15 protein-coding genes and 1 pseudogene are annotated in these 15,454 nt (G+C 67.3%); 9 read left to right on the forward strand and 7 right to left on the reverse strand.

Going from position 1 to position 15,454, the window contains the following annotated elements; genetic code table 11:
- Positions 1 to 42: 42 nt before the first annotated feature.
- Positions 43 to 1,248 (reverse strand): class I SAM-dependent rRNA methyltransferase, encoded by a 1,206-nt coding sequence (locus ABD002_RS16855; RefSeq protein WP_343793180.1) that lies wholly within the window; start codon positions 1,246 to 1,248, stop codon positions 43 to 45.
- A gap of 181 nt (positions 1,249 to 1,429) precedes the next feature.
- Here ABD002_RS16855 and ABD002_RS16860 point away from each other — a divergent pair, with 181 nt between their 5' ends.
- The gene (locus ABD002_RS16860) at positions 1,430 to 3,646 is read left to right on the forward strand and encodes a thioredoxin domain-containing protein (RefSeq protein WP_343793182.1); all 2,217 of its coding nucleotides are present in this window, start codon (positions 1,430 to 1,432) and stop codon (positions 3,644 to 3,646) included.
- Positions 3,647 to 3,793: 147 nt separating this feature from the next.
- Here ABD002_RS16860 and ABD002_RS16865 read toward each other — a convergent pair whose 3' ends face one another.
- The 5 genes from ABD002_RS16865 to ABD002_RS16885 form a co-directional block, all read right to left on the reverse strand.
- Positions 3,794 to 4,282, reverse strand: coding sequence for a TPM domain-containing protein (locus ABD002_RS16865; RefSeq protein ID WP_343793184.1), 489 nt, complete (start codon positions 4,280 to 4,282; stop codon positions 3,794 to 3,796).
- 5 nt (positions 4,283 to 4,287) lie between these two features.
- Positions 4,288 to 5,175 (reverse strand): TPM domain-containing protein, encoded by an 888-nt coding sequence (locus tag ABD002_RS16870; RefSeq protein ID WP_343793186.1) that lies wholly within the window; start codon positions 5,173 to 5,175, stop codon positions 4,288 to 4,290.
- A 135-nt stretch (positions 5,176 to 5,310) separates the two neighbouring features.
- On the reverse strand, positions 5,311 to 5,961 hold the full coding sequence (locus ABD002_RS16875) for a LemA family protein (protein ID WP_343793188.1): 651 nt from the start codon (positions 5,959 to 5,961) through the stop codon (positions 5,311 to 5,313).
- A 117-nt stretch (positions 5,962 to 6,078) separates the two neighbouring features.
- Entirely contained in the window at positions 6,079 to 6,846 is a 768-nt protein-coding gene (locus ABD002_RS16880) for a TerC family protein (RefSeq protein ID WP_343793190.1), read from the reverse strand.
- A 19-nt stretch (positions 6,847 to 6,865) separates the two neighbouring features.
- A complete protein-coding gene (locus tag ABD002_RS16885; protein WP_343793192.1) occupies positions 6,866 to 7,240 on the reverse strand; it encodes a diacylglycerol kinase in 375 nt (124 codons plus the stop codon).
- A 91-nt stretch (positions 7,241 to 7,331) separates the two neighbouring features.
- Between ABD002_RS16885 and ABD002_RS16890 the strand changes: the two genes are divergently transcribed.
- From ABD002_RS16890 to ABD002_RS16925, 8 genes and pseudogenes are all read left to right on the forward strand, one after another.
- Positions 7,332 to 7,511 (forward strand): hypothetical protein, encoded by a 180-nt coding sequence (locus ABD002_RS16890; RefSeq protein WP_343793194.1) that lies wholly within the window; start codon positions 7,332 to 7,334, stop codon positions 7,509 to 7,511.
- A 49-nt stretch (positions 7,512 to 7,560) separates the two neighbouring features.
- Positions 7,561 to 8,244 (forward strand): phosphatase PAP2 family protein, encoded by a 684-nt coding sequence (locus ABD002_RS16895; RefSeq protein ID WP_343793196.1) that lies wholly within the window; start codon positions 7,561 to 7,563, stop codon positions 8,242 to 8,244.
- Between the two features lie 141 nt (positions 8,245 to 8,385).
- Positions 8,386 to 8,760, forward strand: a pseudogene (locus ABD002_RS16900) (oligopeptide:H+ symporter); the annotation flags it as partial.
- Between the two features lie 67 nt (positions 8,761 to 8,827).
- Complete coding sequence (locus ABD002_RS16905) at positions 8,828 to 9,916, forward strand: peptide MFS transporter (RefSeq protein WP_343793198.1); 1,089 nt, start codon at positions 8,828 to 8,830, stop codon at positions 9,914 to 9,916.
- 193 nt (positions 9,917 to 10,109) lie between these two features.
- The gene (locus ABD002_RS16910) at positions 10,110 to 10,811 is read left to right on the forward strand and encodes a response regulator (RefSeq protein ID WP_343793200.1); all 702 of its coding nucleotides are present in this window, start codon (positions 10,110 to 10,112) and stop codon (positions 10,809 to 10,811) included.
- A 22-nt stretch (positions 10,812 to 10,833) separates the two neighbouring features.
- Positions 10,834 to 12,237 carry a sensor histidine kinase gene (locus ABD002_RS16915; RefSeq protein WP_343793202.1) on the forward strand — a complete coding sequence of 468 codons (1,404 nt, stop codon included), beginning with the start codon at positions 10,834 to 10,836 and terminating at the stop codon, positions 12,235 to 12,237.
- A gap of 161 nt (positions 12,238 to 12,398) precedes the next feature.
- Positions 12,399 to 13,700 (forward strand): ATP-binding protein, encoded by a 1,302-nt coding sequence (locus tag ABD002_RS16920; RefSeq protein ID WP_343793204.1) that lies wholly within the window; start codon positions 12,399 to 12,401, stop codon positions 13,698 to 13,700.
- Complete coding sequence (locus tag ABD002_RS16925) at positions 13,697 to 14,260, forward strand: response regulator transcription factor (RefSeq protein ID WP_343793206.1); 564 nt, start codon at positions 13,697 to 13,699, stop codon at positions 14,258 to 14,260. Before ABD002_RS16920 ends, ABD002_RS16925 begins: the two co-directional genes overlap by 4 nt.
- A 49-nt stretch (positions 14,261 to 14,309) precedes the next feature.
- Here ABD002_RS16925 and ABD002_RS16930 read toward each other — a convergent pair whose 3' ends face one another.
- Positions 14,310 to 15,434, reverse strand: coding sequence for a winged helix DNA-binding domain-containing protein (locus ABD002_RS16930; RefSeq protein WP_343793208.1), 1,125 nt, complete (start codon positions 15,432 to 15,434; stop codon positions 14,310 to 14,312).
- Positions 15,435 to 15,454: the final 20 nt, after the last annotated feature.

Here is a 15,454-nt window from a genome sequence, read left to right on the forward strand (position 1 = left end):
GCACTGCACAGTGCGAGGATCGCTCCGCGACCATGCTCTTCCTCAGGCGGGCAACACGCGGCAGATGAACCCTTTCAGGTAATCGGTTTCCGGAATCGCCGGATGCACAGGATGATCCGGCCCCTGCTGCAACGCGACCAGCATCTGCACCTGGCGGTCGAGATGACGCGCCCCCTGCTGCACGGCATCGAGCAACGCCGCACGCGGCATATGGTGCGAGCACGAGCAGGTCACCAGCAGGCCGTCCTTCGCCAGCACCTGCATGCCGAGCTCGTTGAGGCGGCGGTACGCGAGGCTTCCTTCCTTGAAGTCCTTCTTGCGCTTGACGAACGCGGGTGGATCGAGGATCACCACGTCGTAGCGCTCGCGCGCCTCGCGCAAAGCCTTCAGGTGATCGAACGCGTCGGCGCGGATCGCAGTGACGCGATCGGACAGCCCGTTGCGCTCCGCATTGCGCGCGATCGCCTCGACGGCGGCAGCAGATGCATCGACGCAGGTAACTTCGCTGGCGCCGAATGCGGCCGCACGCAGGCCCCATGCGCCAAGATAACTGAACATGTCGAGCACGCGCTTGCCCTCGACCAGACGCGCGAGCCGGTCGCGGTTCTCGCGCTGGTCGTAGAACCAGCCGGTCTTCTGGCCGCCGACCGGATCGACGCCGAAGGTCAGGCCGCCCTCGCGAGCGACCACCTCGCCGCCGTACTCGCCGTGGCCGAGGTCCGAATAGCTCGGCAGCTGCTCCATCGCGCGCGAGCCGGCATCGTTCTTCCACCAGAGCTGGCGCGGCTTCAGCACCTTGACGATCGCTTCGGTGATTTCGTCTTTCAGGCGTTCCATGCCCGCGGTCGTCGTCTGCCCGACCAGCACGTCGCCGAAGCGGTCGAGGGTGAGGCCGGGCAGACCATCGGACTCGCCGAACACGAGCCGGTAGTACGGTTCGGCATACAAGCGCTCGCGCAGCGCAAGCGCGACCTTGAGCCGGTGCACGATCAGCGAACGGTCGAGTGCATGCTCCAGCCCGCGCGCGACCAGCCGCGCCGCGATCAGCGAGTTCGGATTCACGTAGCCGATGCCGAGCGGCTTGTCGCGATGATCAACGATCGCGCAGATCTCGCCCGGTTCGAATCCACTCAAGGGCGAACGCGTGACATCGACCTCGTTCGAGAACACCCACAGATGCCCGGCGCGCAGGCGCGCATCTTCGCCGCGCTTGAGGTACAGGGCCGGATATTCGACGGAATCGGACACGTTCATTGCCTGCGCTGGCGAAGGCCGCGCACGGTAGCCCCTCCCGAGCGCTGCGACAAGCCGCATCGTTCCTGGGCTCTCGTAGGAGCGGCTTCAGCCGCGATGCCTTTGCTTGCTGCCTTGCTCTAAAAGCATCGCGGCTGAAGCCGCTCCTACCGCTACGCGGGCATACACTTGCGCCATGTCCAACCGCCTCGCCACCGAAACCAGCCCCTACCTGCGCCAGCACGCCGACAACCCGGTCGACTGGTGGCCGTGGGGCGAGGAAGCGCTGGCCGCCGCACGCGCGCAGAACAAGCCGATCCTGCTCTCGATCGGCTACGCGGCCTGCCACTGGTGCCACGTGATGGCGCATGAGAGCTTCGAGGACGAAGCGACTGCGCGCGTGATGAACACTCGCTACGTGAACATCAAGGTCGACCGCGAGGAGCGGCCGGACATCGACAAGGTCTACCAGCTCGCACACCAGGCGCTGGCGCGGCGCGGCGGCGGCTGGCCGCTGACGATGTTCCTGACGCCGGACGATCTGCTGCCGTTCTACGCCGGCACGTATTTCCCGAAGACGCCGCGCTACAACATGCCGGCCTTCGTGCAGGTGCTCGAAGGCGTGCGCCGCTGGTTCGACGAGAAGTCCGATGAAGTGCGCGCGCAGAACGCATCGCTGGCCACGTTCCTTGCGCAACACGCGCGCACCGACGTGCACACGGACACGCTCGACGATGCGCCGATCCGCCTCGCGCTCGAACGCATCGCGGCCCGCTTCGACGCGCAGAACGGCGGTCATCTCGGCGGCCCGAAGTTTCCGCACGCGAGCGAGATCGAGCTGCTGCTTCGACAAGCCACGGATGCAACCTTCGACAAGGCAAATCGAGAAACGCTTGCTCGTCGTCCCGGCGAGCGCGGGGACCCAGTGCCCTTGTCTGCGTTGTCCGAGCCCTCGTCGAGTGATGTAGACGCTGGGTCCTGGCATTCGCCGGGACGACGAGAATGGAACGGCGTCGACGGGCAGGCTGCTTCGATGGCCCACCTCACCCTCGCCCGCATGGCCGAGCGCGGCCTCACCGATCACCTCGGCGGCGGCTTTTTCCGCTACTGCGTCGACGAGCGTTGGGAGATCCCGCACTTCGAAAAAATGCTGTACGACAACGCACAACTGCTGCCGCTGTACGCCTGGGCTTCGCGCGCATACAGACCAGATGTGCCTGCGCAGACCGCGATCCGCTTCGACGAGTCCGCGTTCGCAGACGCAACTCGCGCCTGCGCGGGCTGGATCGCGCGCGAACTGCGCGCGCCATCCGGCGGCTTCTGGAGTTCGCTCGATGCGGACTCCGAGGGCGAGGAAGGGCGCTACTACGTCTGGGACAAGGATGAGGTGCGTGGTCTGCTGATGACAAACGAATACGCGGTGGTCGAGCCGCGCTACGGCTTCGATCGTCCGCCAAACTTCGAGAACCATGCCTGGCATCTGCAACTCGCGGTGTCGATCGAGGACGTGGCCACGCAAACCGGCATCAGCCATACCGAAGTCGAGCAACGCCTGGCGAGCGCCGACGCGAAACTGCTGGCCGCGCGCGCGCGACGCGCGCGCCCCGGTCTCGATGACAAGATCCTGACCGCCTGGAACGCGCTGACGATCGCCGGCGCCGCGCGCTCGGCACGCTGGCTTGAAGACCAGCCGCTGCTTGCCGAAGCGGGGCTAGCGCTGGATTTCCTGCATGCGAACGTCTGGAAGAATGGCCGCCTCTACGCCTGCCATGCCGGCGGCGAGGCGAAATTCCCGGCCTATCTTGACGACCACGCGTTCCTGCTCGACGCGCTGCTCGCGCTGCTGCAGGTGCGCTGGAACCGCCGCGATCTCGACTGGGCGATCGCGCTCGCCGATGCGTTGCTGGAGCGCTTCGAGGACCGCGAGCACGGCGGCTTCTTCTTCACCGCACACGACGCCGAAGCGCTGCCGCAGCGGCCGAAACCGTGGATGGACGAATCGCTGCCCTCCGGCAATGGCGTCGCCGCGCGCACGCTGTTGAAGCTCGGCCATCTGCTCGGCGAGACGCGTTATCTCGACGCCGCAGAACGCACGCTGCGCGCGGCTTGGCCGACGCTGTCGCAATACCCTGAAGGCTGCTGCACGCTGCTGCTCGCACTCGACGAGTTCCTGCATCCGCGCACGCATATCGTGCTGCGTGCGGACCAGAGCGACGAGGCAGCACGCTGGCGCGATGCGCTCGCGCAGTTCACGGCAACGAGTGCCGATATCTACCGCATTCCACCAATGGAAGCCGCGCTGCCCAGCGCGCTCGACGCGCAATCACACCGCTCCGGCGGCATCGCCTATGTCTGTCGCGGCACGCAGTGCCTGCCGCCGGTCACCGACCCTACGGAATTGAGCGTCGTCTGAGCCGTGCAGGCAGCTGGCAGCACTGAACCGTTGCGCTTGGGCTCCCGAGGACCGCGGGCGCCGTCTCCGCATGCCCGTTCGCTTTGAAAGAAATCAGGCCGATTCTTTCAAAGCGCCTACCAGTAGTGAAAAGAGCCTTTCGGTGCTTCACAGCAATATGGGCCGGTCCGGCAGCTCGTCCAGCTTGGGTTCGCCATTCGCGGGGAAATGGCGGATCAGCAGCTCACCGATCGCCGCGACGCCGGCGACCGCACCGCGTTCGTAATCGCCGGCCGAAAAATGCTGTTGCATCACGGCGCAGATCGGCTGCCATTGCGCCTGATCGATCTTCGCGGCGACCGCGCGATCGGCGACGATCTCGATCGCATGCTCGGCGAGCAGGATGTAGACCAGCACGCCGGTGTTGTGTTCGGTGTTCCAGACATGCAATCGCGCAAACACCTCGTGTGCCCGCTCACGCGGCGTGCGTTTGCGCACGGCTTCGGCGAGCGGCAGGCTGCCTTCGACTGCGAACACGATTTCGCCGAGATGGCGATGTTCGCTGGCCGCGATCGCGCGCTGGATCGAATCCAGCGTCGCCGGCGGAAAATGTCGTTTCGCGCTCGACAGGTCGAACAGATGTCGGATCCAGCGCATCGTCGTCACCAGCTTCCTGAGGCGCCGCCGCCGGAAAATCCGCCGCCGCCGCCGCTGAAACCACCGCCTCCACCGAATCCCCCGCCACCCAAACCGCCGCCGCCACTGAAGCCGCCCCAGCCGCCGCGGCTGGCGAAACCGCCGCCACCGCCGCCGCTGAGCAAGCCGAGGAACAGGCCGAGCACGCCAGCGCCGATACCGAGCGGCAACAGGCCGCTGATCAGCCACGCGAGCCCGCCGGCGCCGAGGCCGACGACTGGCGCGCGCACGCCGGCGGGCGAACCGCCGAACAGGCCGCGCAGGAACAGGGCGGCGAACCAGGCTGCGATCAGCGCGGGAGCGAAACGGTCTCCGCCCCGGCTGCCACCGCGATCGTCGGTCAACGGCGGCGGCAGCGGCTCGTCGTTGATCAGCTTGGTCAACGCGCCGGTCGCGTCGTGGACGCCACCGTAGTAGTCATTGGCGCGAAAGCGCGGCGCGATGTATTCGCGGATCACGCGCGCGGCGGCGGCATCCGGGATCGCTCCCTCCAGACCGCGACCGACCTCGATGCGCACGCGCCGGTCGTTCTTCGCAACGATCAGGATCACGCCGTCGTCGGTGCCCTTGCGGCCGAGCTTCCACGCATCGGCGACGCGGATGCCGTATTCCGCGATGTCCTCGGGCTGTGTGCTCGGCACCATCAGCACGCCGACCTGCGAGCCCTTGGATTTCTCCAGCGTTGTCAGTTCGCTTTCGAGCGTCTGCTTCTGCGTCGCGTCGAGCGTGCCGGTGAGATCGGTGACGTGCGCGGTCAGCGCGGGGATCGGTTGCGGGTCGCCTTCGGCGGCGGCGGCAGTGATCGCCAGACCGCAAGCGACGAACAAGGCGAGCAGGACGCGAAGCGCGCGCATCACGTCAATCCGTCCAGATGAAAACGCCCCATCCGTTCGCCCTGAGGTATCGGGTGAACGGAGGTGGCGCCGTTCGTGCTTCGATACCTCAGCACGAACGGTCCGGAACATATCGCGGCGTGTCGCCACAGGCGCTCAATGCGCTGGCTGTGGCGTAGATTGCGGTTGCTGCGGCGGCTGCGCGGGCGGCGCCGCCGGCTTGCTGAAATCGACGGTCGGCGCGGTCGAGATCTGCTTCTCGTTCTCGACCGTGAAGTTCGCCTTGGCCTTGTAGCCGAACATCATCGCAGTCAGGTTCTGCGGGAAACTGCGCACGAACACGTTGTAGTCCTGGACCGCCTGGATATAGCGGTTGCGCGCGACGGTGACGCGATTCTCGGTGCCCTCGAGCTGCGCCTGCAGGTTCTGGAACAGGCCGTCGGCCTTGAGCTGCGGGTAGTTCTCGGACACCGCCATCAGCCGCGACAGCGCGCTCGAAAGCTCGCCCTGCGCCTGCTGGAACTGCTTCATCTTGGCTTCGTCCGAAAGATCGTCGGCCGACAACTGGATCTTGCCGACCTGCGCGCGCGCCTCGGCGACCTTGGTGAACACCTCTTCCTCGTGCGTCGCGTAGCCCTTGACCGTGTTGACCAGGTTCGGCACCAGATCCGCCCGACGCTGGTACTGGTTCACGACCTCGGACCAGGTGGCCTTGACGCCCTCGTCCTTGGACTGGATCGAGTTGTAGCCGCAGCCGCTAAGGAATGTGATCAGCAGCACCATGGACAGCCATCGAATCGCGCGCATATTCCCTCCGTTCACAGCGACATTGACCCAGCCGAGGCCGGTTACCGCACTACTGTGGCGTGGACGCCGATCCGGCGCAAGCGGCAGCGGTCGGCGCCACGCTGACACGAGTCCGCGTCAGGACGATATCGATTGGTCGGGACGCCGTGCGTGCTGCTGAGCGTTCTGCTGATGGCGCCGCCGCGCCAGCAGGTTCAGCGACTCCACCGCCGCCGAGAACGCCATCGCGAAATACAGGTAGCCACGCGCGATGTGTACGTCGACACCGTCGCACATCAGCGTGACGCCGACCAGGATGATGAACGCGAGCGCAAGCATCCTGATCGTCGGATTGCGATCGATGAACTCGCCGACCGGATCGGCGATGAAGATCATCACCAGCACGGCGAGGATGATCGCCGCGACCATCACCGGCAGGACGTTGATCATGCCGACCGCGGTGATCACCGAGTCGAGCGAGAACACGATATCGATCAGCGCGATCTGCGCGATGACCAGGCCGAAGCTCGCCGAGGCGTGGCCGTTGCCGTGTTCGTGCGGCGCGGCGCTGAGCGCGTCGAGGATCTCCATGACGCCCTTGACGACGAGGAAGATGCCGCCGCCGATCAGCACCAGGTCACGGATCGAGATGATCTGGCCGAACATGCGGAACAGGGCGGCCGTGCGGTCGTCCATGCGTGCCAGATGCGCGAGCGAGAGCAGCAGCAGGATGCGCGTGATGCAGGCGAACGCGAGACCGATGCGCCGCGCGCTCGAGCGCCGCACATGGGGCAGCCGGCTGACCGCGATCGAGATGAAGACGAGATTGTCGACGCCGAGCACGATCTCGAGCGTGGACAAGGTCAGCAGCGCGATCCAGGTTTGCGGGTCGGCCAGAAGATTCAAGCGCCCGTGACTCCGTCATTCAACCCTGCAGGTGCGCCGAGAGTACCAGTCCCCAGCACAGCACGACGTTGAACATCAGCAACAGCACCGCAGCCGAACCCATGTCCTTGGCGCGACCGGCCAGCTCATGGAACTCCGGGCTGGCCTTGTCGACGATGGCCTCCACGGCGGAATTCAGCAATTCCGCGGACAGAACGAGTATCAGGCTTCCGCAGAGCAGCGCCTTCTCGATCGCGCCGTGGCCGAGCCAGAGGCCGAGCGGAAACATGATCACGAAGAGATAGCCTTCGAGGCGGAACGACGCCTCGTGGCGCCATGCCGCGCGCAGCCCCTTCATCGACCATTGCAATGCGCGCCAGATCTGGCGCGGTCCGCGCGGTTCGGTGCTCGGCATCGACTCCCCTCCAGTCGCTCGTAGTCAGAATGCCCGTGCGTCTGCGCGGCGCCGTGCCCTGTCGAATTCCCTGTCGGACCCGACGTCGTTGATGCCACGCACCCGTGCCATCGGTGCGCCCTTCATCGCGCAAACGCGATGGCGGAACCTCTCCGGCCGGTCGCTCGGAGCGATGGTGCCCGCCGAGAGCTGGATTGCCGCGCTGCGGCCGGGCTGGGAAAACTCGAGGATCGGCATGGTGCGCGATGGGGTGGAAGAGGCCGCGCCATGATGCCATAAAGTACTCCCGCTTCTGCCCGCTCCGATCCTGAGGGACACCGATGAATCGACGCCTGCTTTGCATCGTCGCCGCAATCAGCGCCCTGCTGATGGCGACCGGTCTGTTCGTCCTGGACCGTCCGCTCGCCGAATGGGTGCACTCGGGCGGTTTCGAGCAGGCGCGCGTGTTTTCGGTGGGCCTTGGCGCGCTGGATACGCTCAGCGGAATGAACCTGTGGTTCTGGCTCGCCGGTGCGGTCGCGCTCGCATTGGGACTGGCCGGTCTTGCGTTGCGCCGGCACGCGCGCTGGCCGCGCGCCCTGATCGCCGCCGGCCTCGTGCAGACCCTCTGCATCGAGACGATGATTCTCGGCAAGAACCATTTCGGTCGCCTGCGTCCGCAGCAGGTGCTCGATTCCGGCGACTGGTCGCAGCTCTGGTTCGCCGGTGGCGGTTCGTTTCCTTCCGGCCACTCGGCGTTCTACTTCGGCCTGCTGCTGCCACTGGCCGCAGCCTGCCCGATCCGCTGGCTGCGCGCCCTGCTGATCGCGATCCCGGTCTATGTCGTGCTCGCGCGCATCGACCTCGCCCGGCATTTCCTGTCCGACGTGTCGGCGTCCGCGCTGATGGCCGCGCTGTACGCGCTGCTGGTCGCAACGCTCGCGCAGCGCTGGCTGCCGGCGCCGGGCCATTCCATGCAGTCGCCGCCCCGCGCGCTGGCGGTCGAACCGCTGCGCGCCCGCTGACAGCGTCCGACCGGCGGATCGCCAGATCGCCCCAACGGGGCGCCGCCACCCCGGTGGCGTCCATGTGCGTTTGTACACACGCAGGCGGGCCGCTTGCGCTAGCCTCATCCGGTTTTCCTGTCCTTTTCGCAGGAATTTTCGATGAACACGCAACACGCCCACCCCAGCCAGACCCGCTCGTTCTCGACGATCTTCCTGATCGAACTCTGGGAGCGCTTCGGCTACTACGGCATGGCCGCGCTGCTGGTGTTGTTCATGGTGCAGAAGGTCGGCTTCGCCGATACGCAGGCGAATCTGGTCTGGGGCGCGTTCACCGCATTGGTCTATGCGGCGCCCGCGATCGGCGGCTGGGTCGGCGACAAGATTCTCGGCACGCGGCGCACGATGCCGATAGGCGCAGCGATCCTCGCGATCGGCTACCTGCTGCTGGCGATACCGAGCGAAAACCTCTACCTGCTGTACTGCTCGATGGGCGTGATCGTGGTCGGCAACGGCCTGTTCAAGGCGAACGCGGCGAACATGGTGCGGCGCATCTACGAGGGTGACGATGCGAAGATCGACAGCGCGTTCGCGCTCTATGTACATGGCGGTCAATGTCGGCTCGACGGTGTCGGTGCTGCTGACGCCGTGGATCAAGGACCATTGGGGCTGGCATGCCGCGTTCGCGGTCTGCTGCACAGGCCTGATCGTCGGCCTGATCAACTACGTGTTCATGGTGCGAACGCTCAAGGGCATCGGTTCGCCTCTGGATGAGCAACCCGTACGCTGGGGCCGCCTTGCGATGGTGCTCGGCGTCGGCTTCATGGCGCTGTTCGCAGTCGCGTTCGTGGTCCAGCATCGCGGGATCGCGGTTGCCTGCGTCTACATCGCCGGCATCGTGATCCTCAGCATCTTCGGCTACATGATCGCAACCGGTGCGAAAAGCGAACGCTCCGGTCTGGTCGCGGCCCTGATCCTGGTTGCAGAGACCCTGCTGTTCTTCATCTTCTACCAGCAGATGTCGACCTCGCTGACCCTGTTCGCGCTGCGCAACGTTGAGTGGAACCAGACCCTGTTCGGCATGACCCTGTTCACCTGGTCGCCGGCGCAGTACCAGGCTTTGAACCCGATCTGGATCATGCTGCTTTCGCCGCTGCTGGCCTGGACCTACACGCACCTTGGCAAATCCGCTCGCGATCTGCCGATCGCCGCGAAATTCGCGGTCGGCTTCGCCGTCGCCGCGGTCGGCTTCTTCATCTACGGGCTCGGCGCCGGTTCCGCCGTGAACGGCAAGATCTCGTCCTGGTACATGATCTGGGGCTACGGCTTCTACTCGCTCGGCGAACTGCTGGTCAGCGGCCTTGGCCTGGCGATGATCGCGCGCTACGTGCCGGTGCGCATGGGCGGCTTCATGATGGGCGCGTACTTCGTCGCCGCCGGTATCTCGCAATATCTGGGCAGCGTCGTCGCGAACTACGCGAGCATCCCGGAGAACCTCACCGATCCGCTCGAAAGCCTCACGATCTACACGAAGCTGTTCAACAACCTCGGTTTCCTCGCGGTCGGCGGCACCGTTCTGGCCATCGTGCTGCTGCCGCTGATGAAGCGCCTCTCGGCGACGCACAGCGCGCGTGACGATGTCGCGACATCGGGTGCGGCCGGCGGACTGCGCGCGGTGACTGCGGAGGAGTGATGGGGCGGCGAGCGGCATGGCGGTCAGCGGAAAGAGCGGGTGACGCGCGTTTCGGTGCGGGGATCAGAAACACCGATTTGGTGCTTTTCCCACTCAGCACTCACCGCTGACGGCGCTCGTAAAGCCGTGCAAAGGCGCGCAAGCGCCTGAAAAGACGCGGCCCCGGCCGGGTTTTGGGCGCTATGCTTGGCGCATGAGCCGCAACCGCATCCTGCTCGCCGACGACGACGAGGAACTCGCGCAGCTCCTGCGCGACTTCCTCACGCGCGAGGGCTTCGACGTCGTGCTCGCGCATACCGCCGACGCCGCGATCGCGGTCGCGCGCGCCGAGGCGTTCGACGCACTCGTGCTCGACGTGATGATGCCGGGTCGATCCGGACTCGATGCGCTGCGCGAGCTGCGCCGCGAATCCGCGCTGCCGGTGCTGATGCTGACCGCACTCGGCGAGGACATCGACCGCATCCTCGGCCTCGAACTCGGCGCGGACGACTACATTCCCAAGCCCTGCAATCCGCGCGAACTCGCCGCACGCCTGCGCGCGGTGCTGCGCCGTGCGCGCGGCGAAAGCGCCGAGGCGCTGACCGACTTGCGCAACGGCCCGATCTGGCTGCGCGCGGCCTCGCGCAGCGTCAGTGTCGACGGCAAGCCGATCACGCTGACCGCGACCGAGTTCGACCTGCTCGTGCTGCTGCTGCGCGAGGCCGGCCGCGTGGTCAGCAAGGAACGCATCTCGCAGAGCGTGCTCGGTCGCGCGCTCGGACCGTTCGATCGCTCGATCGACGTGCACGTGTCGAACCTGCGCCGCAAGCTGGGCGATGCGCCGGACGGCTCCTCGCCGATCACCACGATCCACCGCAGCGGCTACCTGTTGCGCCAGCTCGGCGATGCCGCTTGAACATCGCCGCAAACCCGTCGCCATGATGCGCCGCCTGTTCTGGCGCATCTTCGCCGCGTGCTGGGTGGCGACCGTCCTCATGCTGCTCGCGGTCGCCTGGATAACCACCAACCATTTCGAGACCGAGCGGATTCCCGGCCTGGAGATCACGCGGCTGCAGGCGGTGATGGACGATCAGCTCTCGCACGCCGGGCGCGCGCTGCGCCATGACGGCGAGGAAACCACCCGCGACTGGCTGCGCTCCACGCTCGGATTCGGTCCGGTCGGCCTCTACGTGTTCGCGCCCGACGGCAGCGAACTGCTCGGCCGGCCGGTCTCGGACAACGTGCGCGCGGCTGCGGTCGCCGTGGCGCTCACGCAAGCGACCACCGAGGAACGCACCACCTACAGCGCGAGCAGGCTGCGCGCACGTGCGGTGCGCACGAAGGAGGGCCGCATCTACACCGTGGTGGCTGCGCTGGAAGGCAATTTCCTGTCGCGCCTGCTGTCGCGCCGGCCGCTCGCGTTCTGGACCAATATCGGCATCGCGATGATCGTCAGCGCCGTGGTCGCGATGCTGCTCGCGGGGTACGTCGCCGCGCCGCTGACGCGCATCCGCGCCAGCACGCGCCGCTTCGCCGAAGGCGACCTGGACGCGCGCGTCGGCCACCTGCGTTTCGGGCGCAGCGCCGAGGTCATCGCACTCGCTGCCGAGTTCGACGCCATGGCCGAGCGCATCAAGGCGCTGGTCGACAGCCACCGCCGGCTCGTGCGCGATGTCTCGCACGAGTTGCGCTCGCCGCTGGCGCGCCAGCGCGTCGCACTGGAACTCGCGCGAGGCGGCGACGCCAAGCAGGTCAGCGCGTCGCTCGACCGCATCGAGTGCGAGTCCGACCGTCTGGAGGCGATGCTCGCGCAGGCGCTGGAGCTGTCGCGTCTGGAAACCGCGACCGGCGCCGCGCGCGACAACGTCGCACTCGACGCGCTGCTCGAGGACGTGATCACGAACGCCGATTACGAGGGCGCGCCGCGCGGCCGCAAGGTCGTGCTCGCCGATTGCGAACGCTTGATTCTCGTCGGCTCGCACGCAGCGCTCTACAGCGCATTCGAGAACGTGATCCGCAACGCGCTCGCGTACACCGCCGAGGGCAGCACGGTCAGCGTGCGCCTGGTGCGCGCGGGTGGCGACGCGCAGATCAGCGTGCGCGACCACGGCCCGGGCGTGCCGGAGGCCGACCTTGCGCGCATCTTCGAGCCGTTCTACCGCACCGACAGCGCGCGCACGCGCTCCAGCGGAGGCACCGGCCTCGGCCTCGCGATCGCGCGGCGTGCGATCGAGCGCCACGGCGGACGCATCACGGCGCGCAACCTCGACGGTCGCGGCCTCGAGGTCACGATCCGCCTGCCGCTGCAACCTGCAAACACCACGAACCCCGCAACCTCCTGACCCCGTGCACGCTATGTGACGTGGCGGCGGCCGCGATGCTTTGCGGTCGTGACAAACGGACGAGGGCACCGCACGACGCCCGCAAACAACGGGGCAGAGCGAGAGAGCGGCGACCACACGATCGGCTCGGATAGCCGGATTGCGCTGCGCGCAGTGGCACAATGGCGACGATGCCCTCCTCCTTCGCCACCCGCAGCGGCTTCTTCGATCGCGCCCGGCAGCTGACCGAGACGCTGGCCTGGCTGCGTCTGTGCGCGGTCTCCGGACAGGCCTCGACCGTCGCGATTGTCGCGCTCGTGTTCGGCATGGCGATCCCGGTCGCTCCGCTGTCGCTCGGCATCGTGACGCTGGCCGTGTTTGCGCTGTTCGCGTTCTGGCGCCTGCGCCAGCCCTGGCCGGTCAGCCTGCCCGAGGCATTCGGCCATGTCGCGGTCGACATCGGCGTGCTGACCTGGTTGCTGTATTTCTCGGGCGGCGCCACCAACCCGTTCGTCTCGCTGCTGGTGATGCCGATCGCGCTGGCCGCCGCCGCGCTGCCGCTGCGCTACGTGGCCGCGGTCGCGCTGCTCGCCGCGGCCTGCTACCTGCTGCTGATCCCCTGGCATGTGCCGCTGCCACCGCAGCACATCGTCGGCACCGGCGACTTCAACCTGCATGTCGCCGGCATGGCGATCAACTTCACCGTCACCGCCGGCGTGCTCGCCTTCTTCATCGCGCGGCTCGCACGCGCATTGCGCGAGCGCGAGGCGGACGTGCAGCGCGAGCGCGAACGCGCGCTGCGCGATGAGGGCATCCTCGCGATCGCCACGCAGGCGGCTGGCACCGCGCACGAGTTGAACACGCCGCTGTCGACGATCCGCACCCTGCTGGCGGAACTGCAGCGCGAGCAGCCGGCCGGAAGCGCGCTCGCGGCGGATCTCGCGTTGCTCTCCGGCCAGGCCGAGCGCTGCCGCGACATCCTGCGCGAACTGGTCGCGGTCGGCAGCCGACAGCTCGTTGGCACACCGCAACGGCTCGCGCTGCCGGCGTTCGTGCACGACTGCGAGAACCAGTTCGGCCTGTTGCGCCCGGAGGTCGAACTGCGCGTCACGCTCGATCCGGACGCGGACGCGCGCGTGATCGAAGCCGAACCGAATCTGCGCCATGCGCTGATCAACCTGCTCAGCAACGCGGCCGACGCCTCGCTGGCGGCGGGTGCCTCGACGATCGAACTCGGTGTCGCCGCCGATGCCGATGAGGTCGAGTTCCGCGTGCGCGACCACGGAACCGGCGGTGGCATCGGACCCGGCACCGGCATTGCGTTCAAGACCAGCAAACGCGATGGCCTCGGCCTCGGTCTCGCCCTCGCGCATGCGACCGCGGAGCGGCTCGGCGGCGAACTGACCGCGCAGACGCTGGCTGAGGGCGGTTTGCTGCAGCGATTGCGCGTACCACTCGCGGCAGCCGACAATCGCGCCCCATGACCGCCGCAAACACCCATCGCGTCATCCTGATCGACGACGACGCCGTCTTCGCCGCAGTGCTCGCGCGCGCGCTGACCGCACGCGGCTTCGCGGTCGATACTGCCTCCGACGGCGCCCATGCCCTTGCGCTGGTGCGCGCGAAGTCGCCCGACTTCGCGGTGCTCGATCTCAAGCTCGGCGCCGAGAACGGCCTCGCGCTGATCCCGGAGCTGCTCGCCGCACGCGCCGAACTGCGCATCCTGCTGCTGACCGGCTATGCGTCGATCGCGACCGCGGTCGAGGCGATCAAGCGCGGCGCGCACGATTACCTGGCCAAGCCGGTCGACGCGGACCAGGTCGTGCAGGCGCTGCTTGGCGATGACGGCGAGGAGGCCGACGTGCCGCTGGCCGTGCACACGCCGCCGCTGAAGCGGCTGGAATGGGAACACATCCAGCGCGTGCTCGCCGAATGCGATGGCAACATCTCCGAAGCCGCGCGCCGGCTCGGGCTGCATCGACGCACGCTGCAGCGCAAGCTCGCGAAACGGCCGGTGCGCGAAAGCGGCGGCGCGGCGCACTGATCGCACATCGCGGCTGTTCCTTCCGCATCGTCACGATGATGCGCGCCCCCTAAAGCGATCGCTCTCCGGCTCCCTTCGGCGGCTTGCGCGGTTTGACACTGGCCACCGGCTCCGTCATCGCGGCCGACAGGCCGACAAATGCTGCGTAGCGATGCGCCGCGCCTTCGAGCGCCTTGCCCGAAGCCTTATCGAATGCGACGAACGGGCTCGGCGCGACCGCGACCGATGCGCGGCCCAGCGTGCGCTTCCAGGTCCCTGCGATGTGCCCATCAACGACGATCACTGGATTGAAGATGCCGTTACCCGCCTTGGCACTGTGCGCCGGTGATAGCACATGGCCGCGATCCTTGTAGGCGATCGCGTATTCGTCATAGGCCGGCAGCAGATGCACCACGGACGACTTCAGGGCCGGATTCGGTAGCGCTGACGTGGACCGCCAATACGTGCTTCCGCCGCGGGTTTCCCGCAGCAACTGCGGCTGCACGATCTCGAGCGCGATCCGCGCGTCCGCGGCTGCGAGTCCGGACCACCAGGTGAAATCCTGCGGCGTCGCCGGACCGCGGCTGGTGAAATAGCGTAGCGCGAGTTCGGCCAGCGCTTCTTCGCGCGAAAAGCGCTTCGCGGCAGGCAGCCATTCGTCGAGCAGCACGAAGGTCGGCTGCTTGCCCTCGCGCGTACCGTGGCAAATCACGCCCTGCTGCGCCAGCCACCACAGGATATGCAGTCCGCGCTGGCCCTCTGCGGAAATTCGCGCCGACTCCAGGACCTGATACAGCGCGGGCCGCGTCAGCTGCCGACCTCCACGCAGCGCGCGCTCGATCACCTTGCGTGCACCTGCGAACACCGGATCGTCGAGCCCGAATTCGTCGTGCAGGCGCCGGCGGCTGCGCTCGAGCACGCGCGGCGTCGCCAGTTCGAGCATCCAGTGCACATCAGCCGCCGCCACGAAATGCAGGGTGCCGCGCAGCGGCCAGGTCCGCACGATACGACGCTCGGTGAGCGCGGCTTCGACGCTGCGCTCGGTCGCCTCGCGCATGCGCAGGCCGACCGCCCACAGAGCGCCGAGATAGTCCTGCGCCTGTACTGCGCCGAACCACGCGACAGCCTCGGCCGGCGTTGTGAACGCGGCCGGCTCGATCCGCTGGTTATGCAGGCGCTGACATGCGATGTCCATCGGATTCTGTGTGTTGACGG

This window comes from Dokdonella soli, assembly GCF_039523175.1.
Lineage (GTDB): Bacteria > Pseudomonadota > Gammaproteobacteria > Xanthomonadales > Rhodanobacteraceae > Dokdonella_A > Dokdonella_A soli.

Excerpts from the sequence above, each read along its gene's own strand:
- ABD002_RS16860 (WP_343793182.1), top strand. The coding sequence starts at position 1,430 with ATGTCCAACCGCCTCGCCACCGAAACCAGCCCCTACCTGCGCCAGCAC.
- ABD002_RS16865 (WP_343793184.1), bottom strand. The coding sequence starts at position 4,282 with ATGCGCTGGATCCGACATCTGTTCGACCTGTCGAGCGCGAAACGACAT.
- ABD002_RS16870 (WP_343793186.1), bottom strand. The coding sequence starts at position 5,175 with ATGCGCGCGCTTCGCGTCCTGCTCGCCTTGTTCGTCGCTTGCGGTCTG.
- ABD002_RS16875 (WP_343793188.1), bottom strand. The coding sequence starts at position 5,961 with ATGCGCGCGATTCGATGGCTGTCCATGGTGCTGCTGATCACATTCCTT.
- ABD002_RS16885 (WP_343793192.1), bottom strand. The coding sequence starts at position 7,240 with ATGCCGAGCACCGAACCGCGCGGACCGCGCCAGATCTGGCGCGCATTG.
- ABD002_RS16890 (WP_343793194.1), top strand. The coding sequence starts at position 7,332 with ATGCCACGCACCCGTGCCATCGGTGCGCCCTTCATCGCGCAAACGCGA.
- ABD002_RS16895 (WP_343793196.1), top strand. The coding sequence starts at position 7,561 with ATGAATCGACGCCTGCTTTGCATCGTCGCCGCAATCAGCGCCCTGCTG.
- ABD002_RS16905 (WP_343793198.1), top strand. The coding sequence starts at position 8,828 with ATGGCGGTCAATGTCGGCTCGACGGTGTCGGTGCTGCTGACGCCGTGG.
- ABD002_RS16910 (WP_343793200.1), top strand. The coding sequence starts at position 10,110 with ATGAGCCGCAACCGCATCCTGCTCGCCGACGACGACGAGGAACTCGCG.
- ABD002_RS16915 (WP_343793202.1), top strand. The coding sequence starts at position 10,834 with ATGATGCGCCGCCTGTTCTGGCGCATCTTCGCCGCGTGCTGGGTGGCG.
- ABD002_RS16920 (WP_343793204.1), top strand. The coding sequence starts at position 12,399 with ATGGCGACGATGCCCTCCTCCTTCGCCACCCGCAGCGGCTTCTTCGAT.
- ABD002_RS16925 (WP_343793206.1), top strand. The coding sequence starts at position 13,697 with ATGACCGCCGCAAACACCCATCGCGTCATCCTGATCGACGACGACGCC.
- ABD002_RS16930 (WP_343793208.1), bottom strand. The coding sequence starts at position 15,434 with ATGGACATCGCATGTCAGCGCCTGCATAACCAGCGGATCGAGCCGGCC.